The following is a 23,481-nucleotide window of genomic DNA, read 5'->3' as shown; positions in this document are numbered from 1 at the left end:
CGCAACTAGTAAGGAACATCAATTTGTACCGTTTACTATGTTTTATTGAATTAGAATTTCATCGTCTTTAAAAATAATATACCAAGAACTTGAAGAGGTCACATAGGCTTCATTATCGCTACTATAAGAGGGTTCAACGTTGGTAAGCGAAGCGATAACCGTTTCACATATTTCGGGTAGTTCAGGGTTGGTACTTTTGGTCCTGAATAATGATGGGACGCCGTCTTGGTTTACCCGAACACCAATAATAAGAGTATCTGCAACTAAGGCGACCCCTTTTTGTTTAGCGAGTGCTAACACTTTATTATTTATGGTAGTACAAAAGCAGTCTTCTGTGGGAGTGTTTATACATTCAGGTAGTAAGGGTGTCATGGTGGCATTGCTAAATTTTGGCATTTTAGAAGCCTGAGTTTTTAATTCCTTACGGCCAATAAGGCTGCTCTTTGGCATGGTATTGTGCTCTGATTCTAGTTGGTAGGTGAGATGAACTTTATGGTTGGGGTAGGTGTTTGTTTCTGGTTGTAGGGTGTTAGACATTTGCAAGAGTAGTGTGGTGTTTACATGCTCTTCTGTCCAGTAGATTATTTTGTAATAGTCATCAATATCATTAATAGGGGTTTGAGCGTCAAATGTGCCATGCTCCGCTTTCTTTGTATTGGTGGCACTTGTTATTTTCGCTACGTTTATAAAGTGATCTGCAAGCGCTTTCCGGAAGGCTAGGCTTTTCTTTTGGTAGGTATCGTCTGTATCTAATTCATACCTGATTTCTGCAACCACCGAGTCTTTTTTTGCATACACATAACGTACAATAAGGTCTAAATTTGGAACTGTTTGATCTTTTCGGATAAAGGAGATGATATCATAATCCTCCGAAATCGCATAGACGCTAGGGTCTATAATTTCTCCGCCGGTATATTGTTCTTCAATAGTTCTAAAATGTGATAAACTAAACCCAGTAAGGTCTATATCTTTTCGTTCCGCACAAGAAATTAGGATACATATCAATATTAGAATAGATGCTAGGGTTCGTTTTTTCATGCTAGCACTACTTAAGGTTGGTATATTTTTCAAGTTGCATATACAATGTTCCATTTACCTATAAATTAATGGTTATTGGTAGCGCATGATACAAAGAACATAGTTATACAGCACCATAGAAATAATTTCATAGTATAGTTTAGTGATGCAATGTAAGGAATATACTATAAATAGGTTTGAGCATGTACGCTTGCTAAAATATTCATGAACCCTTGTAGAAATCGCAATGTCACTTCGAGTGAATTATTTGGGAGCGTTAGCGGAGGAATACTTAGTATGGAGAAGTTTTTGTGTGTTCAAAGGTTCTCGATACAACGCTTATTTCGTTTGCACTACACAAGCGCCACTCGAACTGACGGTCTCGTTTTTTGGTAACCCAGATGTTTTTATGAATGGTTGTTGAATTTTTGAGGGTAGTTGTTGAAATCATGATGTCACTTCGAGTGAATTATTTTGGAGCGTTAGCGGAGGAGTAATTAGTATCGAGAAGTCATTGTGTTCAAAGGTTCTCGATACAACGCTTATTTCGCTTTCACTACACAAGCGCCACTCGAACTGACAGTTTGGTGTTGATTCTAGTCTAAGTTATTTCGTGAACGCTTGCTAAAATATTCATGAACCCTTGTAGAAATCGCAATGTCACTTCGAGTGAATTATTTTGGAGCGTTAGCGGAGGAGTACTTAGTATCGAGAAGTCTTTGTGTGTTCAAAGGTTCTCGATACAACGCTTATTTCGCTTGCACTACACAAGCGCCACTCGAACTGACGGTCTCGTTTTTTGGTAACCCCGATATTTTTATGAATGGTTGTTGAATTCGCAATGTCACTTCGAGTGAATTATTTTGGAGCGTTAGCGGAGGAATAATTAGTATCGAGAAGTCCTAGTGTGTTCAAAGGTTCTCGATACAACGCTTTTTTCGTTTGCACTACACAAGCGCCACTCGAACTGACGGTCTCGTTTTTTGGTAACCCAGATGTTTTTATGAATGGTTGTTGAATTTTTGAGGGTAGTTGTTGAAATCATGATGTCACTTCGAGTGAATTATTTGGGAGCGTTAGCGGAGGAGTAATTAGTATCGAGAAGTTTTCATGAGCACCACATAAATTATTGATACACCGCTGGTTTTTTAATAAGTAATCTAAGGCCTTTTTTTTAGAGCTATCTGAGAATAGTAGCACAATTGATAAGGATTAGAAATAAACAGATGTTGTGTAGAAATTTTTTTCTATTTTTAAGACATGGCGTAAAATTTCAGAGGTTATATGTAACATACAAACTCTGTACCATGATAAGCAAATATTAAGAGTCGCTCATAATTTAGGTTATGTGGAATTATAAATCAGTTTCAAGCATTGAAACTATAATATAGGACCAGGGCGCAAGTAGTGCAAATTACGCCAGTGCCACTTACAACGATAAATATGTTTTACGATAAAAAAATAAAAATGGAAGAAACCGTAGATTTAAGAAATAAGCCAGAACTAAAAATAGTCTTTAAAACGGATGAATTTGAAGTCATAGACCTGTCTGACCCAAAAAATAATGGATCATACTCCTTTAGTTCATTAAATAAGGTAGCGCTGAATGCGGAAAAAGCCAACTGGTGGTTTTCTGCTTTTACGGTTGTTGTCGAGCTTTTTGTTGGAAGTGGTTCTGCTAAAATATATAACAATAAAGCATATTTAAATCTTAACATGGATAAAAGAGATTTGAAAATTTGGCTTATAGATGCAGATTTTGAAAAAGCCAAAAGAGCGACAGAACTCTTAAGTAAAAAAAGCGTCTTTGCGTGATACGGCATATAGAAAAACACTTAGAAAGAATGTTATTAAACGCGACTAGAGGTTAGGGACTTAATAAAAGTTCTAAAAGCGCTACATATAATTTTCAAAAATTTAGATTAACTTAAACGGCTAACGTATGTATAGGAGGCGTTTCACCTATAAAACGGCAGCAGTTAAGTATCTAAATAAGCATAAAATGACACAAGAACTATATCAGGAAGCGATGAAATTTGCTGGAGAAAAACACAGCGAACAAAAAGTGCCTGGAACCAATGCGAACTACCTCTTGCATATCTCCAATGTGGCTATGGAAGTGCTGCTAGCTTACCATCACAACGACAGTTTTGATCTTGATTTTGCGCTTCAAATTGCCATACTTCATGATGCCCTTGAAGATACGAGTGCGGACTTTGATGAAATAAAAAATAAATTTGGTGCACCAATAGCAGTGGCGGTAAGAGCACTAACTAAGGATGAAAAGTTACCTTCAAAGCAAGAGAGGATGTTGGATAGCCTATGGCGAATTAATACCCTAGAAAAAGAAGTAGGATTGGTGAAATTAGCAGACCGCATTACCAATTTACAGCATCCGCCAAGCCATTGGAGCCAAGAGAAGGTTGTAGCGTACAGTGAAGAGGCTACGCTAATTTTGAATACTTTAGGGGATAAAAATGCGTATTTACGTAAACGATTAGCCGCTAAAATAGCCGAATACGAAGAGAACATAAAAAGTCTGTAGCAGTATCTTAGTTTCTTTCAGTACTTTAACGGAATAGGATAACACCAAAAATAGTATGATGAAATTTGCTCTTTTCTTATGTAGCGTGGTATTTATGTCCTGTTCCACCAAAATAAAAAATAAAGAAAATAGCGTACCGATAACTCCCGCATCTGACAGTGTAATTACAAGCAAATTGTCTTTCGAAGAAACACAAAACGCTTTACGAAATCAGCTTCTCAAATCTAAACCCAATGAACTTCTAAAATCTAGTATATTACAAGAGCTGTACCTCAGAGGGCTTGTAGAGCAAGTAGAGGACAGGATTGTGTTTGAGCTTCCTTTTAATCTTCACGGATTTGATTGTGGTGCGCCCGACTGTTACGTTACAGATATACGTTTTGAGATTGCGGCTAAAGAGCCTATCGAGTTTCCAGAAACTATTCCTTTTAAAATAGTAGAACATGGCTGTGGTATTGAAAAAGAAATAGCCGAAGAAGGTGTCTTTGAACGTATAGAACAATCTCCAACGGCCGTTCATTACTATGCTAAAAAGCAAAGGGGCAGCTTGGTATTAATCAGTGACCCGAACAAATTATATTATTTTCCAGATACGGAACTCCATACAATTAAGGTAAATGCTATTGATGAACTATTTGCTACTTATGATGAGGAAGATGAACAGGCAATAGAACCATACCAGTCTTTTCTAATGACGACCAATGAATATGAGTTTTTTATAAAAAATTAATCATGAATCTAAAAAAAGCATCAGCAACGGAGTATATGGATTTAAAGAAAATCTGTACCGATGCTTATGCGCTAAATTTTCATGACCATTGGAATGAAGGTGGCTTAGGATGGTATCTAGAGCAGGAATTTAGTGTAGAAAGGATAATGGCCGACTTAGCCGATGATACTACCGAGTATTTTTTTATAGAACATAAATTAAAGCAAGTGGGTTTTCTTAAAATCAAAACAACTTCGTCAACAGATTTGCCTTTTGACCATTCCGTAGTATTGGAAAAAATATACCTACTTCCAGAATGTAAAGGATTAGGGATTGGAAAATGGGCATTAGGTACCCTTATAGAAAAGCTAGAAGCGCGCGGGACTAAAAAACTATTTTTAGCGGTGATTGATACCAACCTAAATGCTATTGCTTTCTATGAAAAACTAGGTTTTAGCTATCATAGCAAAACAAGGCTAGAGTTTCCGTATTTTAAAGAAGAGCTGAAAGGAATGCATAGAATGGTTAAAGAATTAAATTCAAATAAATAATAGCATGTTCGGAATCATAAATTTTGAGGCTTTTTTACTCGCGGGATTACTTATGAATATAACCCCAGGAGCAGACACCATGTATATTCTTGGCAGAAGTATAGCTCAAGGAAAAAAGGCTGGAATTTTATCTGCATTAGGGATTTCTACAGGCGCTATTTTCCATATTATTTTTGCCACCTTAGGCCTGTCTATACTCCTTGCTAAATCTGCTGCGGCTTTTGAAATTGTTAAATATTTAGGTGCTGCTTATCTTATTTTTTTGGGACTTAAAACAATCTTTAAAAGAGCAGATGAAAAATTTGAGTTAGGGAATGACACGAAGCGGGTAAATTATAGAAAAATTTATTTTTCTGGAGTACTGACCAATATTTTAAATCCGAAAGTAGCCTTATTTTTCCTAGCTTTTTTACCACAATTTATAGATCCTGAGTATGTGCAAAGCTCACTTCCATTTCTAATTCTTGGCTTCACCTTTTTACTAACGGGAACCATCTGGTGTTTAATTTTGGCCTTATTTGCGTCAAAATTATCGCATCGCATTAGAAAAAATTATAAAATAAAAATGTGGTTGGATAAGGTAACAGGCGGAATTTTTGTTGCGCTAGGAATAAAACTCGCATTACTAAAAAAGTAAGGTATCCTTGTTTTCCTCTTTATTCGGTTTGCACCGTTAACTGGTGCCACCTACGCTGCCATGATTTTTTACGTATCCGATTACGGTATTGGTTTACATCAAAATTTGGAGTAGGTTTAACTATCAATAAAAACAAATCTTCTAAACCATATGGGGCACAATAGGCTAGCTCATCAAGAGTAGTTAAACGTATCGCAATGGCCGTTGCCGTTTCTGGCCAATAAGAAATTGCTTCTTCACAGGAGGCATAGGGAAGCTGTCCATTTCTAAGATGCATTCTTGCTTGGTTTTTAACAGACCAGTTTAGTGTGGGGTGAAGGGCTTTTAATCGTGCTTCAATTTCTTGGTCTTTTGCTTTAGTGGTGTTGCTACGGTCAAAATAAATAACATCAATATCATTTAATGGTGTACGTGCAAAGCCATGCAATACATCCCAGATTTTATTACGTACAAAGCCAGCACCAATCCAACAATCTTGCAAGGCTACATCGCGTACAGTTGCCAAAATAGCAAGCATCCAAGCATCTGCTCTAATATACCGTATCAGTTGTTGTTCTAGCGTTGGATTCATGTTGAGGTGTATCTATTAGTCATCAATAGAAGTTGTAGCCATCGTTATTGTAGGCCAAAACTATGTAGTATTTCTTTAATACCTTGGGAATAGGAAGTCACCTTAAAATCTGGAAACCGCTTCTTAAATTTTGAGGAATCAAAAATATTATCAATCAAATACCTCGGCAGTAACTCTTGGGTTTCTTTTAAATTAGCATTAAAAAGTGCGCCTATTTTTAAGGTAAAGGCACTTAAAATACCATAGCTAATGGTACGGCCTAGTTGTGTAGAGATTTCTGCAAATAGTTCTTTGTACGTTAACCGATGGTCATCACAAGGAAGGTGCCATGTTTGTCCAAAAGTATCAGGAGTATTGCCCAGTAGCGCCATAGCTTTACTAGCATCTGGGGTATAAATAAGTGTGCGTACCACATCATCTCTTAAAAATACTTTAGGTTCCTTATGTGCCTTTAATTTTTCAAAAACTAAAGCATTGGTAAGTCCTTGTGTTTTTCCAGGGCCATAAAATTCTGGTGCCCTACAAATTACCGCTTCAATTTCTTTTTCCTCAATGGCTTTTAAAAGTAGTTCTGCTGCAATTTTTTTAGCGATTCCTTTTTTTCCTTTTGAAGCAAAGGGAGAATCCTCGCGTTGTATTTTACGATCCTGAGCATATGCATATGTATTATCAAAATAAACAAGCTTACAATTATTAGCTTTGCAGGCTGCCATAACGTTTTTCATAATTTTTGGCCAATCGCTCAACCAAACCGAAGATTTGTAAGGTAAGCCTACGGTCATATACGCAATAGTAGCATTTTCCAATGCCTTATGTACGTCTTCAGGATGTAATAAATCGCCTTTAAACAATAAATCTTCTGGGTGCACCTTTTTGGGAGTGCGCCCCATAAGTGTGATGTCTTGCGTGTATTTGGCGCGTAATTCTTTTGCCAATTCTTCTCCTATAATTCCGTTTGCTCCTAAAATTACCTGCATGTTCTTTTTTGTATTTAACACTACAAAGATACTGGTGAATAGTACTTTTTAACCCACTTATAAAGGTAAGTAAAACTTAAAGTTATGTAAGCTATTCTGTTTTTTGGTGTTTCATCATCAAAAAAATAGGGGCTTAACTCTAGGAAGTTATTCTGGTGTTATTCTTAGATGAGGTAATGAATAATATGCTGCACTATTGTTAAAGGGACTAAAAAAATAGACGGTACCAAATTCAATTTTTTTAAAATCAGTAAGTACTTTATGGTCTTTAAGGAGTCCTATTCTAAACTTGGAAGAATGATATTCATTGATGAGTAGTGCAGGCAAAATATACATTTTTCTATGCTGTTCAAAATAACCGTTTTTTATTTTTCCCCTTATCGTATACGTTTTTAAAAGACTATCATTTATGGTTACCGAAGCTCTGATTTTCTTTTTATTGAGTACGTTAAGGCTGACTAGGTAGGGCTTGTTTTCTTTGTTTACCTGTTTGGAAACGATTTTAAATTCTTTGGCTTTAAGGTATGAACCCCAGAAATAATCTAAATAGGGAGGACCTTCATTACTATTATTTTCATAGGTCCCGTTGATTAAATATAGATTCTCTGCGGTGAGTTCTATTTGATTTGGGGCTAATGCGGTCTTCCCTAAGGTGGCGCAAGAACAAATAAACAAGAGCATACACCAACAAGCTACATGTTTTAGGAAAGATGTGTCTCTTTTATTCTTAGTAAAGAATGCTTTAAACATAGGCCCTGGTTTATTCATATGGTAAGCGATTACTATTTACTTTATTTGGGTGACTGGCATTTCTCTACAGATTTTATTTTTCGTTTTAATCTTTGGTTCTTTACTTGAGTTGCAGGCGTCTTAAAGGGCAATTTAAACGAATAAGCAGAGTTACTTTAGGAGTTTACTACTTTGCTATACAGACAACGTTCTCCTCGTTCAGGAGCAGTAAACGTACTGATAAAATTTAATCCTAGTTTTTCTAATACATTTCTTGATGCCGTATTGTTCGGGTGTACGGTTGCGACAAGTTTTGGTAGTTTTAGATGGCTTTGCGCATGTGTTAACCAGAAGTTTCCAATTTCGGTAGCCAAGCCTTTACCCCAATAGTCCTGGTGGAGAATAAACCCAAATTCGTGTGCATGATCTCCTTGATAATGACAAGGGTGAATGCCTGAAATACCCACAAGAGATCCGTCTGCTTTATCCGTAACACACCAGAATCCGAAGGCATCCTTTGTAGTTCTAATAAATTCCTCTTTGATAAGGCTTTCAAATTCTACTTTGGTAAAAGTGCGTCCCTTTAAAGTAGATTTCATGACGAGCTCATTTTCACAACATAGTTTTTCTAATGCAAGTCTATACTCAGGGAGGTAAGGCTTAAATTGAAGGCGTTCTGTTTGTAGCATACGTTAGATGAGAATAGTTAACTATTTGAATTTCTAATCCTCTAAACCAAGAACTTTCCATTGGTTTTCTATTTTATACGTGTTAAATTTCTGTACTGATTTTCCGCCATCGGGGTAGTGGCATGTTTCGGTAATAATACAATGGTCATCTGAAATAATTTGTCTGCTAAAAGCTCTTTTAAGACCATTAAATTTTGGCATCCCGTGTTCTTGCATATTCTTTATGTACGATAGCCGTAGTAGTTCTGAGGTAGAAGCAATAATCTCTTCATTCAGTTCTATTTTAACGGTTCGTTTCAGCATAAATTCTGCCTCCTTATGAAAATCTTTACAGCTGATGGCCTTGTCTAAATTATCTTCATCATAGGCATTTTCTAGGGCTAAGATGGCCCCTTCCGGAGTGTCTAAATTAGGAAGGAAATAATCTTCACCCTCATCTATAAACATGCCTCCAAGGCTTTTATCAAAATTGGCTAATTCAGCTCCACTAATACCATCCCGGATAGCGCGAATGGTATAGCCACCAATAAGTCTTCCGTTTTCTATAATCATCCAATCAGAAACCTCATTAGCGGTAATTCCTATTTTTTCATTAATCCGTACATTGGTAACATCGATAGGTTCATTACCTACCACACCAAAAATATTTCCGTCGGTATCAAAGCTAGGTTCCATCAGCCAGATATGTTCTATTTTTCCATTATCTTCTATTCGTGCTTTAATCGAAAAATAATGCTGATCTTTTTTAGGGTTAGCAAGACAAGCTTCAAAATAATGCAGGGTGAGCTTTGCTTTTTCCATTGCCCAATTCATCCGGTCATTATCATTAGAGGCGTTATAAACATCAGGGTTTCCTTCACGTTGCCGTACTGTTTCTTTCTTTCCAAATAACCTATTTAGTAATCCCATAATGTTTTTTTAGTGGTGTTTGTATATAGCTACACCTCTAAAATAGAGAAAAAAAGCGGCGCTTGTTCATACATTTAGACGAACTGCAATGAATAGGAAAAAGAAAAGGCTATCTGTTGGGATAGCCTTTTAGTATATAAGAAGTGTTTTTTTATTTTAAAATACTTTTATACTTCGCCGCATCATTCAAAAGTTCTGTAGCGGTTAAAATAGCCTCATCATGGGTTAAGAAATAATCATAAAGTCCTTGGCTATAGAAGTAACGTGTTATAATTTCATCTTCTAATTGCTTTTTAATCTCCTTTTTAGATTTATCCAATCCTGTGATTTTCTTGGTGTTTATTTCTGCCAATAGCTCACGGTATTTTTCTTGTACCTGCGTATCTAATAAGTCGGTGTCATTCAATGCCATCGCTTTATTTAACGCCTTTTCAGTAGCGGTTTCAAACGTAAAACCAGAAGATTTTATATAGGTTTTAAAAGCTTCAAAATGGGCGTCTGTAAATTCAAAATTAGCAACATCAGGAACACTATTTTTATAGTAGAACTGTGTGGCATAATTAAAAATAGCATTTTCACGAAGCAAGGCTGTGGTAAGGGTATTGGTTTTTAATGCAGCGATTTCTACATCTGGTAATACACCACCACCATCTTGCACTTTACGACCATTACGGGTTTTAAAATCGTGAATATCTGTGGTTTTCACCGCATTACCCGCAGCATCTCTATTCCAATAATCTAAAGACTGTATGCATCTGCCAGAAGGCGTATAGTAGCGAGAAATAGTTACTTTTAATTGAGTGCCGTACGTGAGTTTTAAAGGGCGTTGTACTAAGCCTTTTCCAAAACTACGAGCACCAACAACTACAGCTCTATCTAAATCTTGTAAGCCACCAGAAACAATTTCACTTGCCGATGCACTGCTCCCATTAACTAAAACCACTAACGGAATTTCTGTATCAACAGGCGCATTTTTTGTTTTGTATTCAGAATTAAATTTTTTGACCTTTGATTTTGTAGTAACAATCAACTCTCCTTTGGGTACAAATAAATTGGTAACATTGATCGCTTCTGACAGTAAACCTCCCGGATTACCTCTTAAATCTAAGATGATTTTTTCCGCTCCTTTATTCTTTAAATCGATTAAAGCAGCTTTGGTTTGTTCCGATGCTTTTTTATTAAATTTAGCTAGGACAATATAACCTGTTTTTTCATTCACCATTTTGTAATAGGGTACAGCGTCTACCTCAATAGCTTCTCTGGTGATGCTCGTAGTCTTGGTTTCACCTTGTCTGTTGTAGGTCACCGTTACGCTTGTATTGTTTGCCCCTTTTAAAAGTTCTGTGGCATTGTCTTTAAAATCTTTAACATCAATTTCTCCAATTTTAATAATTTCATCGCCTGCTTTTAAACCTGCTTTATCTGCAGGATTGTCTTTATAAGGCTCTACAATAACCAGCTTATCATCATAAGCTCTAACAATAGCACCGATACCAGAGTATTCTCCTGCATTACTAATTTTATACGCTTCTACATCTTGTTCGTTTAAAAAACGAGTATAAGGATCAAGACCTTCCAACATACTTTTAATGGCGGTATCCATTAATTCTGCGGGATTGGTTTCATCCACATAATTCATGTTCAATTCTTTGAACAACGTAGTGAAAATCTCTATCTGTTTTGCGATTTCGAAAAAATCACTTTTAAAACTACTCCCAACGACAATAAATACGAGGGCAAAAACAGGAATGATAACACGTTTTTTAATCAGTTTTTTCATGGGTATTTTTATTTTGATCAAATCAATAAAACACTTTAAGGAAGTGGCTTTACTTGATTTCTTCTGAAGTCGATTTTTTTGATTCTTGGGCTATTTTTTTATTGAATTTATCAAGAAGCACTTCCATTTTCTGGTGTACCGCTTTACTCTCAGGCATTTCTTTACCAAGATATAAAATTAACAACGCATACTTATCTGTACTATTGTTACTTACCATAGATTTATTAAGCCGGTAAGCTTCTCGTAGCAAGCGTTTTATTCTATTTCTTTTTACAGCGCTTTTAAAATTACGTTTAGAAACTGTGACCCCAGCTTTTATAGGAACATTATCTTTAAAATCTGCTTTTACGTAAATAACACGCAGTGGAAAATTAGCCACACTTTTTCCTTCTGCGAACATTTTTTCAAAAAGCTTTTTGCTTTTTAGTTTTTCAGCTCTTGAATAGCTAAAATCAGGTTTGTTTTCCACGGTTCTTATTGCTGTATGTTGCAAAGATACTGTTTCATGCGATATAGTTATTATCGCGAGGCATTTTGTGTAGCTCTAGGCAATCAATAGCTTTTTGAAGTCTGGTTTTATAGGGCGTATTACAGTCCTTTTTGTGTATAGTAACCCTGTCATGAAAAGTAACCTCAAGTCGTTAAAACAAAAAAGGCATTGCTTTCGCAACACCTTTTCAAATCATTAATTTATATTAGAAATTACTTGTTTTCCCAAGCATTGTTTTCAAGATTTACATCTGCCATTAATTGTGAAGGATCAATAACAATTGCTTTTATAGCCGTTAAAGGCTTAGCAATAGTAAAGTCATAGGTAGGGAAAGCCCAAGGCCAATCTTCTACTACCGTCCGTGTTAAGTTAGGGTAAGGATTTTCTTTTTCACCACGCATCATTCTAAGTGGTGCATAGAAAGTTTCTTGTGTATCATCTGCATATACTACCAAAATATCAAGAGGCATAGGCATTAAACCAATACGCTCTAAGCTAACTTTTGTTTGTTCCCCATCTGCAACAACAGCGGTAATACCATAGTCTATAGTATTGGTTGTTTGCGTCCAATCCATCAAATACCAATCTAGTTCCATCCCAGAAACCTTTTCAGCCGTTCTCTTAATATCGTTTGGCGTAGGGTGTTTGAATTTGAAATCGTTAAAATACTTTTTCAAGGTTTCCATTAAATTCTCTTGGCCAATAATATAACCTAATTGCGCTAAGAAAATTTCTCCTTTGCTATAAGCTGCAATACTATACGGCATGTTTTCAGCATAGCGGTCTGCATGTGTAGTTTGTGGTTGCTCTTTACCAGATTTTACTAAATAGTTATAGCCTTTATAAGACCCCTCAAACGGATTTGTTTTTTTCTCTCCCATATATTCATTCATATATAAGTGCGAGATAAAACTGGTAAACCCTTCATCCATCCACTCATGTTTAGCCTCATTAGAGGCCAAAATATGCTGAAACCACGAGTGCGCCATTTCATGTGCCGTTACCCCCACAAGACTTCCAAATTTACGCTCCCCAGTAATAAGTGTTGCCATAGCATACTCCATACCACCATCACCACCTTGGATCACAGAATACTGATCATATGGATATGTACCCACATTCTTGCTGAAAAATTGCATCATTTCTGCAGTTTTAGGCTGTAGTTTTTTCCAGTTTTCTTTTATCGCTGCATTGTCTTTGTACAAGAAGTGAAGCATTGGACCATTTTCTACTTGTAAGGTGTCATGGATGTATTCCGGATCTGCTGCCCACATAAAGTCATGTACCATAGGCGCTTTAAAATGCCATGTTAAGGTCTTTCCTTTTTGCTTTTTTATTTTTGATCCTGGTGCTTCATACCCATGACCAATTTCTTGTGCATTTTGTAAATAGCCACTTCCACCAACGGTGTAGTTTTTATCTATGGTAATCTTTACATCAAAATCTCCCCATACGCCTTGAAATTCACGAGCAATATATGGATCTGCGTGCCAGCCTTCAAAATCATATTCGGCTAGTTTTGGATACCACTGGCTCATAGAAAGTGCTACGCCTTCTTCGCTATCGCGACCAGAACGACGAATTTGAATAGGAATTTGACCTTTGAAAACCATATCAAAAGTTGCTGTACCTCCAGATGGGATAGCTTCTGCCAAGGTAACAACAAGAACAGTACCTTCTTCTGAAAAGCTTACCGGCTTTCCGTTTTGGGTAAGGGAAGTAGGGTGTAAGTATCCTATCTCATCAGGTTGTAAGGTCGAAATTCTACTTTTTCCATCGGCCATCATACGGTCATCAGGATCTGCGATACTTTGTAAACGCCTGTCCATTTCACTGCCGGGTTGAAAGGCATTAAAATATAAGTGATAATATACTTTGTTTAAAGCGTCTGGAGAATTGTTGGTATATACTAATTTTTGAGTTCCGGTGTACTCATGTGATTTTACATCCATGTCTACATCCATCGTGTAAGCAACATGCTGCTGCCAATATGATGTGTTTTGAGCGAAACCACTAAGGCCCGTAACCAAAACTAAAAGGCTGAGAATTGTTTTTTTCATTGTTATTTTTTTTTGAGTATAATTAGTCAATTGCCCTAAAGATAAAAAGATCATAGAAATTAAAAGCTTAACTTAAAATTTCTATGACCTTTTTAGTTCTGCTAGGTCTTTTTAGCGAAATTCTTATAATTTTACTTTTCCTGAGGCCACTTGCTCAGCCAGTAGCAATGCATTGTAAGCATTTACCATTTTTCCTGATTTTGATAAGGCAGAAAATTCTTTAGCACCAGCATCTTCTCCTGGAACGGTAACTTGTGTTTTAGTCGTTAAACCAGATTGTAAAATAATTTTCTTTACTTGGCTTGCTTTTAATGATGGGTACTGAGACCACACAAGAGCTGCAACACCTGCAACCCCTGGTGCCGCCATTGAGGTACCACTATTATAGTCATAAGTACTATTAGGCATCGTAGCATATATAGCACTACCTGGAGCAAATACATCTACATTAATAGTACCATAATTAGAAAAAGAAGAAACTAATCCTGATCCGTACTTAGCTGTTAAAGAACCGACCGTAATAACGTTATCTGCAATTTCTGCACCATTGTTTATTTGGTCATTAGGGAAGTTAGCATTGCTCGTATCATCTAAATCATTACCGTCATTACCCGCAGCATGTACAAATAATACGTCTTTAGAAGCAGCATATTTAATAGCTTCATAAACCCATTCAGCATTTGGAGAGAAAGCTTTTCCAAAACTACCGTTGATAATTTTAGCACCATTATCTACCGCATAACGAATACCTAAAGCAATATCTTTATCATATTCATCTCCATTAGGTACCGCTCTTATGCTCATTAAGGCTACATTATTAGCAACACCATCTACACCTTTACCGTTTCCACGTTGTGCCCCGATAATTCCTGCAACATGTGTACCATGACTTTCGGTAGCAACACGGTTTTGAGGGTTTCCATTACCATAGCCTAAATCTTTAATGTCATATGGATTATCACCAACCTCTGTTCTACCATTAAAATCTACATTTAAGTTATAGTTTAAACGTTCTATTAAGCCATCGATATCGCCTTCTAATTGTGTTATCACTTCTGCCATAGAATCGCCATAGGCAAACATTTGAGTTACAATAGATTTACTCTGTAATAAAGTGGAATCTTCTGTGGTAATAGCAGCAACTTCTTCTTTGCTATAATTTTTTTTACCTAAATGTGCGGTAATGGCCGCATCTGCACTTTTTATAGCAGGAAGCATTTGGTCTAACTGGTTCTTATAGGTAAGGTATTTTTGAGCATCTTCATCAATGACCTTTTTTGCTGCAGCCTGCAGGGTAGCATCGCCTAACTTAAGACGTAAGATTCTTGCAGCCTCTAATTGCTCATTGTAAGACTCTCCTAAGAAGTTGTAACCGTGAATATCATCTACATAGCCATTGTTGTCATCATCTTTATTATTACCAGGAATTTCTTTGGTATTGGTCCATAATACATTGACTAAATCTTCGTGTTCTAAATCCATACCAGAATCTAAAATTGCTACGATGATTTTTTCTCCTTTTTTACCTTTTACAAGATCAGCATAGGCTTTTTCAACAGCCATTCCCGGAATGGTATCTGAAATAAGATCTAAGTGTCCCCAAGTTTTCTTTTGAGTTTCTGATAAGTCGGAAATTTTTAAAGGAATGGCATCGATGTTTTCTACGGGAGTACTTATAAGTACCGGCGCTGTAGCACCGCAACCGGATAAAAGTAAAGAGCAAATAGTTAGCCCTAAAATTGATTTAGAAAAATTAGTAGTCATACTTGAGTAGTTTTTATAAACTATATTGATTTTGAGTTATAAATAATTGTGAATAAGCGTATTAAAAAAGGCCGTCAAAGGAGTGAATGTCCTTTAAACGAATGCCTTTTTCTGTTTCTTGTAGGGTACAAATTTCATTGTGTGCATCATGTTCTAAAAACAGATAGAAATTATTGGCAGCAGCCTTGAGTAAGAATTTTTCTTTTTCCGCCAATGTTAACAAGGGTCTTGTATCATAGCCCATCACATAGGGCAAGGGAATGTGTCCTACCGTAGGAAGCAAATCTGCCATAAAAACCAATGTTTTTCCTTGGTACTGTAGGTGCGGAATCATTTGTTTATCTGTGTGGCCATCTACATATAGGATATCAAACCCTAACTCTGACGAAATTTGAAAGTCTGTAGTGCTCGTGCGTTCTATAAAGTGAAGTTGCCCACTAGCTTCCATGGGTAGTAAGTTTTCTTTTAAGAAAGATGCTTTTTCTCTGTTGTTAGGCTTCGTAGCCCATTCCCAATGTTCTTTATTCGTCCAGAATTTTGCATTTTTAAAAGCAGGCTCATAGCCCGTTCGGTCTTTATTCCATTGGATACTACCGCCACAATGATCAAAATGCAAGTGTGTCATAAAAACATCGGTAATATCATCTTTATGAAACCCATGGGATTGCAGTGATTTTTCGAGTGTATGATCTCCCCACATATCATAATAGCCAAAGAATTTGTCCGATTGCTTGGAGCCCATTCCAGTATCAATAAGAATTAAGCGGTTGCCTTCTTCAATTAATAAACTCCGGGCAGCAAGATCTATTCTATTGGAGGCATCTGCAGGATTGGTTTTTGTCCATAGTGTTTTTGGCACTACTCCAAACATTGCACCACCATCTAGCTTAAAATTACCAGTTTCTATTGGATATAATTTCATAGACGTTTTAAAAAGCGATGAATTTAGTTGTTACTCGGAAATCACGATTGTGATATTCTTCCTGTTTTAACCAAATAATCGTGAAATTTAAGAAAATCGTTAAAAATAGAATCACTAATTAAGAGTTTTTAACGCTCCAAAACGCAGAATATCCTCTCGCTGGTTACGAATGTACTTCTTTACCAAAGTATTTTTTACGCAACCAGAAAGAAACACGCACTAATAGTATGAGGGCAGGAACTTCTACTAATGGCCCAATAACCCCTGTAAATGCTTGCCCAGAATTAAGTCCGAATACTGCAATGGCAACAGCTATGGCAAGTTCAAAATTATTCCCTGCTGCGGTAAATGCTACGGCTGCTGTTTTATCATAGCTTGCACCCATGGCCTTGGTAAAGAAAAATCCGATAATGAACATGAGGGTAAAATAAATGAGTAGTGGAATAGCAATGAGTAATACATCGGCAGGAATCGTGACAATTAATTCTCCTTTTAAAGAAAACATTATAACAATGGTGAAAAGTAGAGCAATCAATGTCATAGGCGAAATAGTAGGTATAAATTTCTGGGTATACCAAGCTTCTCCTTTAAGTTTTACTAAAACAACACGGCTAATAATGCCTAATAAAAATGGAACTCCAAGATAAATAGCAACACTCTCTGCTATGGTAGCAATAGAGATGTCTACAATTGCACCTTCAAAACCAAAATACGGAGGTAATACGGTTATAAATAACCACGCATAGAAACTGTAGGCAAATACTTGAAAAATGCTATTTAAGGCAACAAGGCCTGCGCCATATTCGCTACTACCCTCTGCAAGATCATTCCAAACCAATACCATGGCAATACAACGTGCCAAGCCTATAAGAATTAGGCCTACCATGTATTCAGGATGGTCTTGTAAAAAGATGATGGCTAAAACAAACATTAAAATTGGTCCTATAATCCAATTTAATAGTAAAGAGATAGACAGTATTTTTACGTTCTTAAACACTTTTGGGAGCAAGGCATAGTTCACCTTAGCTAGTGGCGGATACATCATTAAGATTAGACCAATAGCTATAGGGATATTGGTGCTACCGCTGCTGGCATTATTGATAAGTTCTGGAAAAGAGGGCATCAAATAACCCAAGCCTACGCCTACAATCATGGCTATAAAAATCCAAAGGGTCAGGTAATTATCTAGAAAGCTTAATTTTTTTGGTATACTCATGAGATTATGCCTTTACTTTAGAAAAAATATAATAGAGTTCTGTGGCTATTTGAAGGCTACGTTCTTGGTATTTCTCTGCTTGTTGCGGGGTATTATCAAAAGCTTTTGGATCTTCAAAAGTTATGGGAAACCTTTTTTCTGCTCCAGCAATAAATGGGCATCCTTGGTCTGCAGAAGAACAGGTCATGATTGCTGCAAATTCTGAAGAGGGATTAAAAGGCGCGTCAAAAGTTTTAGAAAAACCAATTATTGGAGCCTCATTGGCAGCATATTTTATGCTATATACTGGGTTTTTGCCTTCAGAAAGTGACGTTATTTGAAAACCTGAGTTTTTCAAGGTTGCGGCTGCCATAGGGAAGAGGGCAGTAGCTTCTGTGCCTCCAGAGTAGGAATATACATTTGTAATCCCAAAATGAGCTGCTATGGCTTGTGCCCAAGCCTGAGATAAATGACTTCTACGCGAGTTATGGGTGCATATAAAATTTAAGCGTATTTCTTGATCTGTTTTTACTTTATGTTGAATAAACTCGGCTAGCGGATCTAAAATTTCTTTACGTGTAGCTGAAATACGCTCTATATCTAAAGTATTAATTAGGGCTGCTAGTTGTGGAAATAGTGTTGGTGTTGTTGTAGTCATTTTTTTATTCTATTTATATTCCTATGTTTTTACTTCTTCGTTCCAAGAGGGTATTATCTAGCCAAATGTCATGAAGTTTTCCTATTTTTTCGCGGTATCCAATGATTCTAAAGCCACAAGAAGTATGTAAGTGTATGCTAGCAATATTAGCAGTCATAATTCCGGCTTGTAAGGTCCAAATACCATGTTCCTCACTAATTTTAATAAGTTCTTGTAATAATTTTTTTCCTATTCCTTTACCACGGGAGGTTTCTGCTATATAGACACTAACTTCTGCAACGCCACCATACACACACCTACTAGAAACAGGAGCAAGAGAAGCCCATCCTAGCATTTTATCTTCGGATAGCAGCGCAATGTTACCAAAGTTTAAGTGGGCAGTATGCCATTTTTCCCAAGCAGGAACTTGCGTCTCAAAAGTAGCTAGCCCTGTATTGATGCCTTCTTTATAGATTTTAGCAACAAGAGGATAGTTAGCTTCCGTGATGGGCACAATAGTCATACTAGCAGCAGCCAGAATTAGGGTCGCAAGAATTTCCACTTTGTAAACTAGCCATAGTTAGTTTTGGTTTTGCTTCTGGAATACCACAATTATCTTTTGCCAAACAATCTGTTTGTTTCGTAGTTAATACAAAGTTGGTTCCGTTAAATTCTAATCCAAATTTACCAATGGTGCTTCCTTGGTATTCTACTTCGATGTCCAAATCAGGGATGGCTAATATTTTTTCTGATAGCTCAATAATATGAACAAGCTTTTCTGGATGCAGTCTGTGATCATAATCATCCGCATTCCATAATTGAAAATTAACAAGTTCTTCATTGCGTACGGTACCTCCACAATCAATAAAGTTCTTGGTTACTTTACCTACTTCTGTAACGTGAAAATGGTTGGGAACTAAAGAGCCATCAGGCAGTTCAAAAGCAATCGTTTTTAAATTTTTTAAGTGCGATTTTATTTCTGATAATTTCATAAGCTTATTGTTTTATTGTGATATTACGATGAATGAATTCAAATTTTTTTTAGCAACAATCTGTTTTACTCGGAATATTTAAATGTAATAAAGTACCCATTTTAGATTTCATTTTTTCCCAATTGTCGGTATCAATACAGTAACAAACACTGGTACCATCTATAGTGCCTTTAATTAAACCTAATTGTTTTAGTTCTTTCAAATGCTGAGAAATGGTAGGTTGTGCAAGACCAATTTCTTGAACTAGGTCTCCACAGATACATGCATTTACTTTAAACAGATGTTGTAAAATAGCGACTCTAGCAGGATGCCCAAAAGCCTTGGCAAAATTTGCTATTTCATTTTGTTCTGCGGTAAATATTTCTGATTTGGCTAAGCCCATACTTAATTGTTATATTGCAATATTACGATTAAGAAAGATAAGTACCAAAATATTTTCGCTTTTATTTTAAAATAGAATCTAGTTGCTCTATGACTAAAGGTTTTATAATGTGATTTTTAACACAAGGAAATTGTTTCGCTCTTTCTTCATCTTTAGGATCTATAGACGAGCTAAGGATATACACACAGCATTTTTCTTTAATATGCTCGGGAAATAAACCAAACGCCTCTAAAAATTCAAAGCCGTCTAGTTCTGGCATTTTTATATCTAGAAAAATAATTTCAGGAAAACTACTAGGGTCATTACAACATTCCCGCAAATATTTTAACGCGGTTTCGGGAGAAGTTTCAGACAAGATACGTTCTGCAACATTTGCTTTGGTTAAAACAGTTTTGTTGATAAAATTATCAATTTCAGAATCATCGACTAACAAGATTTGTTTGAACTTCATTCGCTCTTGATTTTTTAGTTTGATTGGGGAGTAAAATTACAAATTTAGTACCCACATTAGGCTCTGATACCACGGTTATTGTACCATTTAGCTTGGTGACAATTTCTTTTATGACGTACAATCCTATGCCGGTTCCCATGACCTTTGATGATACTCTGTAAAACATTTCAAAGATTTTATCTAGATGCTTCTCAGGGATACCGATGCCATTATCTGCAATCTGTATAGATACTTCATCGTTAACAGATGCTATTGTGATGGTGATTCTTGGATTTTTAGCATTAATATTATGGTATTTAATGGCGTTAGAAATAAGATTATTAAAAATGATAGATATTCTCTTTTTATCGGAATAAAAAAGAGGAATCTCCTTTATATCAATCTCCATATTAATATACTTCCTATTCTTCAAATACCACAAACTTTCAAGAGATTCATTAATCAAATGCCTGAAATCTATAGGCTCCATGGCTATTTCTAAATGTTTGTTTTGAGAATACTGTACAATATCTTTAATAAAATCATCTAGTCTTTTTACCGACTGCTGCATCATGTCTAGCTTAAAGACGAGAGCTTCATCATGATCTTCATGCAAAATAATGTCTATAAGTCCCATGACAGAAGATAACGGGGCTCTCAACTCATGAGAGGCACTATAGACAAAGCGGTCTAGCTCTAAATTGGTTTTAGAAAGTTCTTCATTTTGTTGTTCTAACAGGTGCTCTGCTTCTTTTCTTTTGGTATTATCAATGGCACTCACCAAATAATTGGTTCTATTGTTTAATTTTAAGGGTTCTATAGATAATAAGGCTGGGATTTTTTTTCCGTTTTTTAAATAATAGGTAATTTCTTCATCTCTCAAGATTCCTTCTTGCATCAATTTATCCCAAAGTACTTGCCGTGTTTCAGAATCTTGGTGAAGTTCAAAATTAAGGACCTCTGCTCCCAAAAGACTTTTTCCAATCAGATTTTCTCGGGTAGTTTCAAGTAAATTTGCTACAGTATCATTGGCTTCAAGAATGATCCTATCGGCATCTACAATAACTTTTCCAACGAGGTTAGAATGAAAGGATTTATAAAATTTTTCTTGACTTTCCTTAAGCTCTTCTTTAACCCGAATGGTATCTGTCATGTCTATGACGGTACCATGAAATTTATGGATCTCATCATTTTCGTCCACTAAAATTTCTAATTCTACCAACACATGATGTATAGAATTGTCTTTGTGAACTACACGATAACTAAAAGGGGTATTGTCTTTATTTTGAATTCTATGGTTTATTAATTCTTCATGTTTTTTTCTGTCTTCCGGGTGTATACATAAAGACGCATTTTCAAAAGTTAAGGGGGTATCTGGATGCAAATCAAATATAGTATACATTTCGTTAGACCATTCCAAGCTATTGTCTTGCATATCCCAGCTCCAGTAGCCTATTTTTCCAATACGGATCGCAGATTCCATTTTGGCTTTGGTTTTTAAAACTTGCTCTTCTGTCTTTTTTATTTTAGTGATGTCTTTAAAATACACTGAAATTCCTTCAGCAGACGGGTACATTCTATATTCATACCAGCGGTCAAACTCTTCTCTGTATTGTTTGATATACCTATACTGCTGCGTCTTCATGGCCTCCAGAAGCATTTTATAGGCATCAGTTTGCGTAAAATAGGGTAAGGTATCCCAAGCAACGGTGCCTATAAGTTCTGAGTATGATTTTCCTATGGCATCACAAGCTTTGGCGTTTACATAATTAAATTTCCAATCTTTGTCTAAGGCTACAAAGCCATCAGAAATACGTTCTGTCAATTCTCTATATTTAAGCGCACTGTTACGAAGTATCTCTGCTGTTTCTTCGCGTTCGGTAACATCTTGAATAATGCATAGAAAATGATGATTGGGCATCATTTTTACATTGGCTTGAGCGGTAAAAGTAGTCCCATCTTTGCGGAGCATTTTTCTCAGCGCTTGAATGGTCTTTCCTTCGGTGAGCTCTTTTATCCTTAAAGGTTGTGCTTCTAGATCCTCAGGGAGAATTAAGGCTATAAGACTGCTACCTACACAAACGTCTTTAGTGCTTCTAAACATCCTGCAAAATTGGTGGTTAACATCTGTAATGGTTAACTCTTTATTTAATAGAAAAATGCCATCTGAAGCTTCCTCTACAAGCATTCTATATTTTTCTTCACTCTCTTTAATTTGTTCCGCATTTTTACTAGCAACCTTTTCTAATGCTATGCGTGAACTTACGTCTCTAACAATGCCTTGTACAAGTTTGTTAGGGAGTACCGTAGCACTAATCTCACCATAAAATTCAGTGCCATCTTTCCGCACTAATATACGTTGAGATATTAAAGAATTTTCCTGAAAAATTTTGTGAATCCTTTCCGGTATTTTTTTAGCGTGCTCTTTAGTAACTAATGCGGAAATATTGAGTTTTAATAATTCTGATTTTGTGTACCCAAAAAGCTCACAGGCTTTGATGTTTACTTCTATGAGGTTCCCGTGTTTGTCACCTAATAAGATACCATCGGAGGCTTGTTCTACTAAATTTCTATATTTTTCTTCGCTTTCTACGAGTTCTAAATTTTTTTTCCGAACCAGCTTATCTAAATGTTTGGGTTGCTTAAATAAATACCAAGCCATACTACCCGCAAGGATAGAAACAAACAAACCGATAACACCAAATAGTAGTATTCCTATAATAGGCAAACGCCCTTTCGTAGATACGTAAAGTTTCCACTCACCATGTGGCATTTCTACGGTTGATGAAAATGAATTTGTCGTAATATTATCATAAGTAGAAAAGTAAACTTGTTCCGATTTATCAGGATTTACCTTAGTAAGGCGGTATAAAAACTGATTGTCTCTCTTATGAAGTTTGGCAGATTCTAAAACATTTTTTAAAGAAATAATAGCCGAGGTAAACCCTTCAAATTTGTCGTCTTTAAAAATAGGGGTTCTCCCGACAAAACCTATCCCACCTTGTTTCAGACGTATGGGGCCAGTTACAAAATAGTCCTTTCTTTTGATGGTTTCATTAGCGCCTTTCTTTCCAAGAGAATCTTTTAAGATATTAAACCCTATAATACTATTTTCCTTTTCAGGAAATACATGAGTTATCACGCCCTGTTTATTTACAATTTCTAGTGCGCTAATTTCTTTATTGGTAGCAATCAATAAATTGGAAATGGAATCAAAATTTTTAGGCACGCCATAATGCGCAACAATAAAAGCCAAGGTCTGAGTGGTGGAATAACCTTGATCTAGTGTTTTTTTAAACTCTTGCTCTACCCAATTGGCTTGAGTAACTAGCCTTTTTTGCTTTTTAGTTTCAAAAAGGAGATAGCTTTGGTAATTAAGAAATTGCGTTAAAGCTAATGTGATTGCAAATACGGTTAGACCAAAGGTAATAGGGCTCTTAAAAAACCGAAAAATATTTTCTAGTTTCATTACTTGGTCGGTGTTTAGTTTTCTAG

At 36.2% G+C, this 23,481-nt stretch carries 23 protein-coding genes; 5 read left to right on the top strand and 18 right to left on the bottom strand.

Annotated elements, in window-relative coordinates; genetic code table 11:
* Nucleotides 1-42 precede the first annotated feature (42 nt).
* Complete coding sequence (locus M666_RS04905; protein WP_151198030.1) at nucleotides 43-1,038, bottom strand: hypothetical protein; 996 nt, start codon at nucleotides 1,036-1,038, stop codon at nucleotides 43-45.
* A gap of 1,422 nt (nucleotides 1,039-2,460) precedes the next feature.
* On the opposite strand from M666_RS04905, the gene M666_RS04900 reads away from it, so the two are divergent.
* The 5 genes from M666_RS04900 to M666_RS04880 all read left to right on the top strand — a co-directional run bounded on the left by M666_RS04900 (nucleotide 2,461) and on the right by M666_RS04880 (nucleotide 5,459).
* Nucleotides 2,461-2,832: a hypothetical protein gene (locus tag M666_RS04900; RefSeq protein WP_226989951.1), complete on the top strand. Its 372-nt coding sequence runs from the start codon at nucleotides 2,461-2,463 to the stop codon at nucleotides 2,830-2,832.
* Nucleotides 2,833-3,019: 187 nt separating this feature from the next.
* The gene (locus M666_RS04895) at nucleotides 3,020-3,562 is read left to right on the top strand and encodes an HD domain-containing protein (protein ID WP_029447527.1); all 543 of its coding nucleotides are present in this window, start codon (nucleotides 3,020-3,022) and stop codon (nucleotides 3,560-3,562) included.
* 55 nt (nucleotides 3,563-3,617) lie between these two features.
* Entirely contained in the window at nucleotides 3,618-4,292 is a 675-nt protein-coding gene (locus M666_RS04890) for a hypothetical protein (RefSeq protein ID WP_151198029.1), read from the top strand.
* Nucleotides 4,293-4,294: 2 nt separating this feature from the next.
* Nucleotides 4,295-4,822: a GNAT family N-acetyltransferase gene (locus tag M666_RS04885; protein WP_029447529.1), complete on the top strand. Its 528-nt coding sequence runs from the start codon at nucleotides 4,295-4,297 to the stop codon at nucleotides 4,820-4,822.
* A gap of 4 nt (nucleotides 4,823-4,826) precedes the next feature.
* Nucleotides 4,827-5,459: a LysE family translocator gene (locus M666_RS04880; RefSeq protein ID WP_029447530.1), complete on the top strand. Its 633-nt coding sequence runs from the start codon at nucleotides 4,827-4,829 to the stop codon at nucleotides 5,457-5,459.
* A gap of 19 nt (nucleotides 5,460-5,478) precedes the next feature.
* Here the strand turns inward: M666_RS04880 and M666_RS04875 are convergent, their stop codons facing one another.
* From M666_RS04875 to M666_RS19930, 17 genes are all read right to left on the bottom strand, one after another.
* Nucleotides 5,479-6,030, bottom strand: a complete 552-nt coding sequence (locus M666_RS04875) for a nucleotidyltransferase family protein (protein WP_029447531.1) — start codon at nucleotides 6,028-6,030, stop codon at nucleotides 5,479-5,481.
* A 44-nt stretch (nucleotides 6,031-6,074) separates the two neighbouring features.
* Nucleotides 6,075-7,007: an NAD-dependent epimerase/dehydratase family protein gene (locus M666_RS04870; protein WP_029447532.1), complete on the bottom strand. Its 933-nt coding sequence runs from the start codon at nucleotides 7,005-7,007 to the stop codon at nucleotides 6,075-6,077.
* Nucleotides 7,008-7,154: 147 nt separating this feature from the next.
* Entirely contained in the window at nucleotides 7,155-7,775 is a 621-nt protein-coding gene (locus M666_RS04865; RefSeq protein ID WP_029447533.1) for a hypothetical protein, read from the bottom strand.
* A gap of 137 nt (nucleotides 7,776-7,912) precedes the next feature.
* Entirely contained in the window at nucleotides 7,913-8,425 is a 513-nt protein-coding gene (locus M666_RS04860) for a GNAT family N-acetyltransferase (protein WP_029447534.1), read from the bottom strand.
* A gap of 33 nt (nucleotides 8,426-8,458) precedes the next feature.
* Nucleotides 8,459-9,334, bottom strand: coding sequence for a YegJ family protein (locus M666_RS04855; protein WP_025616319.1), 876 nt, complete (start codon nucleotides 9,332-9,334; stop codon nucleotides 8,459-8,461).
* A 151-nt stretch (nucleotides 9,335-9,485) separates the two neighbouring features.
* Nucleotides 9,486-11,114: a S41 family peptidase gene (locus tag M666_RS04850; protein WP_024482403.1), complete on the bottom strand. Its 1,629-nt coding sequence runs from the start codon at nucleotides 11,112-11,114 to the stop codon at nucleotides 9,486-9,488.
* A gap of 49 nt (nucleotides 11,115-11,163) precedes the next feature.
* A complete protein-coding gene (rnpA, locus tag M666_RS04845; RefSeq protein ID WP_257290290.1) occupies nucleotides 11,164-11,607 on the bottom strand; it encodes a ribonuclease P protein component in 444 nt (147 codons plus the stop codon).
* A 209-nt stretch (nucleotides 11,608-11,816) separates the two neighbouring features.
* Nucleotides 11,817-13,664 (bottom strand): M1 family metallopeptidase, encoded by a 1,848-nt coding sequence (locus M666_RS04840; protein WP_029447535.1) that lies wholly within the window; start codon nucleotides 13,662-13,664, stop codon nucleotides 11,817-11,819.
* Nucleotides 13,665-13,787: 123 nt separating this feature from the next.
* The gene (locus tag M666_RS04835; RefSeq protein WP_029447536.1) at nucleotides 13,788-15,428 is read right to left on the bottom strand and encodes a S8 family peptidase; all 1,641 of its coding nucleotides are present in this window, start codon (nucleotides 15,426-15,428) and stop codon (nucleotides 13,788-13,790) included.
* Nucleotides 15,429-15,489: 61 nt separating this feature from the next.
* Complete coding sequence (locus tag M666_RS04830) at nucleotides 15,490-16,350, bottom strand: MBL fold metallo-hydrolase (protein WP_029447537.1); 861 nt, start codon at nucleotides 16,348-16,350, stop codon at nucleotides 15,490-15,492.
* A 163-nt stretch (nucleotides 16,351-16,513) separates the two neighbouring features.
* Nucleotides 16,514-17,566: an ACR3 family arsenite efflux transporter gene (gene arsB / locus M666_RS04825; RefSeq protein WP_039325172.1), complete on the bottom strand. Its 1,053-nt coding sequence runs from the start codon at nucleotides 17,564-17,566 to the stop codon at nucleotides 16,514-16,516.
* A 4-nt stretch (nucleotides 17,567-17,570) separates the two neighbouring features.
* On the bottom strand, nucleotides 17,571-18,203 hold the full coding sequence (locus M666_RS04820) for an arsenate-mycothiol transferase ArsC (RefSeq protein WP_029447539.1): 633 nt from the start codon (nucleotides 18,201-18,203) through the stop codon (nucleotides 17,571-17,573).
* 13 nt (nucleotides 18,204-18,216) lie between these two features.
* Nucleotides 18,217-18,744, bottom strand: a complete 528-nt coding sequence (locus M666_RS04815) for a GNAT family N-acetyltransferase (RefSeq protein WP_316932436.1) — start codon at nucleotides 18,742-18,744, stop codon at nucleotides 18,217-18,219.
* A complete protein-coding gene (locus tag M666_RS04810; RefSeq protein WP_029447541.1) occupies nucleotides 18,707-19,174 on the bottom strand; it encodes a DUF6428 family protein in 468 nt (155 codons plus the stop codon). The genes M666_RS04815 and M666_RS04810 overlap by 38 nt, the downstream gene beginning before the upstream one ends.
* A 49-nt stretch (nucleotides 19,175-19,223) precedes the next feature.
* Nucleotides 19,224-19,556 (bottom strand): ArsR/SmtB family transcription factor, encoded by a 333-nt coding sequence (locus M666_RS04805; RefSeq protein WP_029447542.1) that lies wholly within the window; start codon nucleotides 19,554-19,556, stop codon nucleotides 19,224-19,226.
* 61 nt (nucleotides 19,557-19,617) lie between these two features.
* On the bottom strand, nucleotides 19,618-20,007 hold the full coding sequence (locus tag M666_RS04800; protein WP_029447543.1) for a response regulator: 390 nt from the start codon (nucleotides 20,005-20,007) through the stop codon (nucleotides 19,618-19,620).
* Complete coding sequence (locus tag M666_RS19930) at nucleotides 19,976-23,455, bottom strand: PAS domain S-box protein (protein WP_029447544.1); 3,480 nt, start codon at nucleotides 23,453-23,455, stop codon at nucleotides 19,976-19,978. Before M666_RS19930 ends, M666_RS04800 begins: the two co-directional genes overlap by 32 nt.
* Between the last annotated feature and the right edge of the window lie 26 nt (nucleotides 23,456-23,481).

This window comes from Cellulophaga baltica 18, assembly GCF_000468615.2.
In the GTDB taxonomy this organism is placed as follows: Bacteria; Bacteroidota; Bacteroidia; order Flavobacteriales; family Flavobacteriaceae; genus Cellulophaga; species Cellulophaga baltica.
The sequence above is the reverse complement of the archived record's forward strand: the minus strand, read 5'-3'. Positions and strand labels throughout refer to the sequence as shown.

Excerpts from the sequence above, each read along its gene's own strand:
- M666_RS04905 (WP_151198030.1), bottom strand. The coding sequence starts at position 1,038 with ATGAAAAAACGAACCCTAGCATCTATTCTAATATTGATATGTATCCTA.
- M666_RS04900 (WP_226989951.1), top strand. The coding sequence starts at position 2,461 with ATGTTTTACGATAAAAAAATAAAAATGGAAGAAACCGTAGATTTAAGA.
- M666_RS04895 (WP_029447527.1), top strand. The coding sequence starts at position 3,020 with ATGACACAAGAACTATATCAGGAAGCGATGAAATTTGCTGGAGAAAAA.
- M666_RS04890 (WP_151198029.1), top strand. The coding sequence starts at position 3,618 with ATGATGAAATTTGCTCTTTTCTTATGTAGCGTGGTATTTATGTCCTGT.
- M666_RS04885 (WP_029447529.1), top strand. The coding sequence starts at position 4,295 with ATGAATCTAAAAAAAGCATCAGCAACGGAGTATATGGATTTAAAGAAA.
- M666_RS04880 (WP_029447530.1), top strand. The coding sequence starts at position 4,827 with ATGTTCGGAATCATAAATTTTGAGGCTTTTTTACTCGCGGGATTACTT.
- M666_RS04875 (WP_029447531.1), bottom strand. The coding sequence starts at position 6,030 with ATGAATCCAACGCTAGAACAACAACTGATACGGTATATTAGAGCAGAT.
- M666_RS04870 (WP_029447532.1), bottom strand. The coding sequence starts at position 7,007 with ATGCAGGTAATTTTAGGAGCAAACGGAATTATAGGAGAAGAATTGGCA.
- M666_RS04865 (WP_029447533.1), bottom strand. The coding sequence starts at position 7,775 with ATGAATAAACCAGGGCCTATGTTTAAAGCATTCTTTACTAAGAATAAA.
- M666_RS04860 (WP_029447534.1), bottom strand. The coding sequence starts at position 8,425 with ATGCTACAAACAGAACGCCTTCAATTTAAGCCTTACCTCCCTGAGTAT.
- M666_RS04855 (WP_025616319.1), bottom strand. The coding sequence starts at position 9,334 with ATGGGATTACTAAATAGGTTATTTGGAAAGAAAGAAACAGTACGGCAA.
- M666_RS04850 (WP_024482403.1), bottom strand. The coding sequence starts at position 11,114 with ATGAAAAAACTGATTAAAAAACGTGTTATCATTCCTGTTTTTGCCCTC.
- M666_RS04840 (WP_029447535.1), bottom strand. The coding sequence starts at position 13,664 with ATGAAAAAAACAATTCTCAGCCTTTTAGTTTTGGTTACGGGCCTTAGT.
- M666_RS04835 (WP_029447536.1), bottom strand. The coding sequence starts at position 15,428 with ATGACTACTAATTTTTCTAAATCAATTTTAGGGCTAACTATTTGCTCT.
- M666_RS04830 (WP_029447537.1), bottom strand. The coding sequence starts at position 16,350 with ATGAAATTATATCCAATAGAAACTGGTAATTTTAAGCTAGATGGTGGT.
- arsB (WP_039325172.1), bottom strand. The coding sequence starts at position 17,566 with ATGAGTATACCAAAAAAATTAAGCTTTCTAGATAATTACCTGACCCTT.
- M666_RS04820 (WP_029447539.1), bottom strand. The coding sequence starts at position 18,203 with ATGACTACAACAACACCAACACTATTTCCACAACTAGCAGCCCTAATT.
- M666_RS04810 (WP_029447541.1), bottom strand. The coding sequence starts at position 19,174 with ATGAAATTATCAGAAATAAAATCGCACTTAAAAAATTTAAAAACGATT.
- M666_RS04805 (WP_029447542.1), bottom strand. The coding sequence starts at position 19,556 with ATGGGCTTAGCCAAATCAGAAATATTTACCGCAGAACAAAATGAAATA.
- M666_RS04800 (WP_029447543.1), bottom strand. The coding sequence starts at position 20,007 with ATGAAGTTCAAACAAATCTTGTTAGTCGATGATTCTGAAATTGATAAT.
- M666_RS19930 (WP_029447544.1), bottom strand. The coding sequence starts at position 23,455 with ATGAAACTAGAAAATATTTTTCGGTTTTTTAAGAGCCCTATTACCTTT.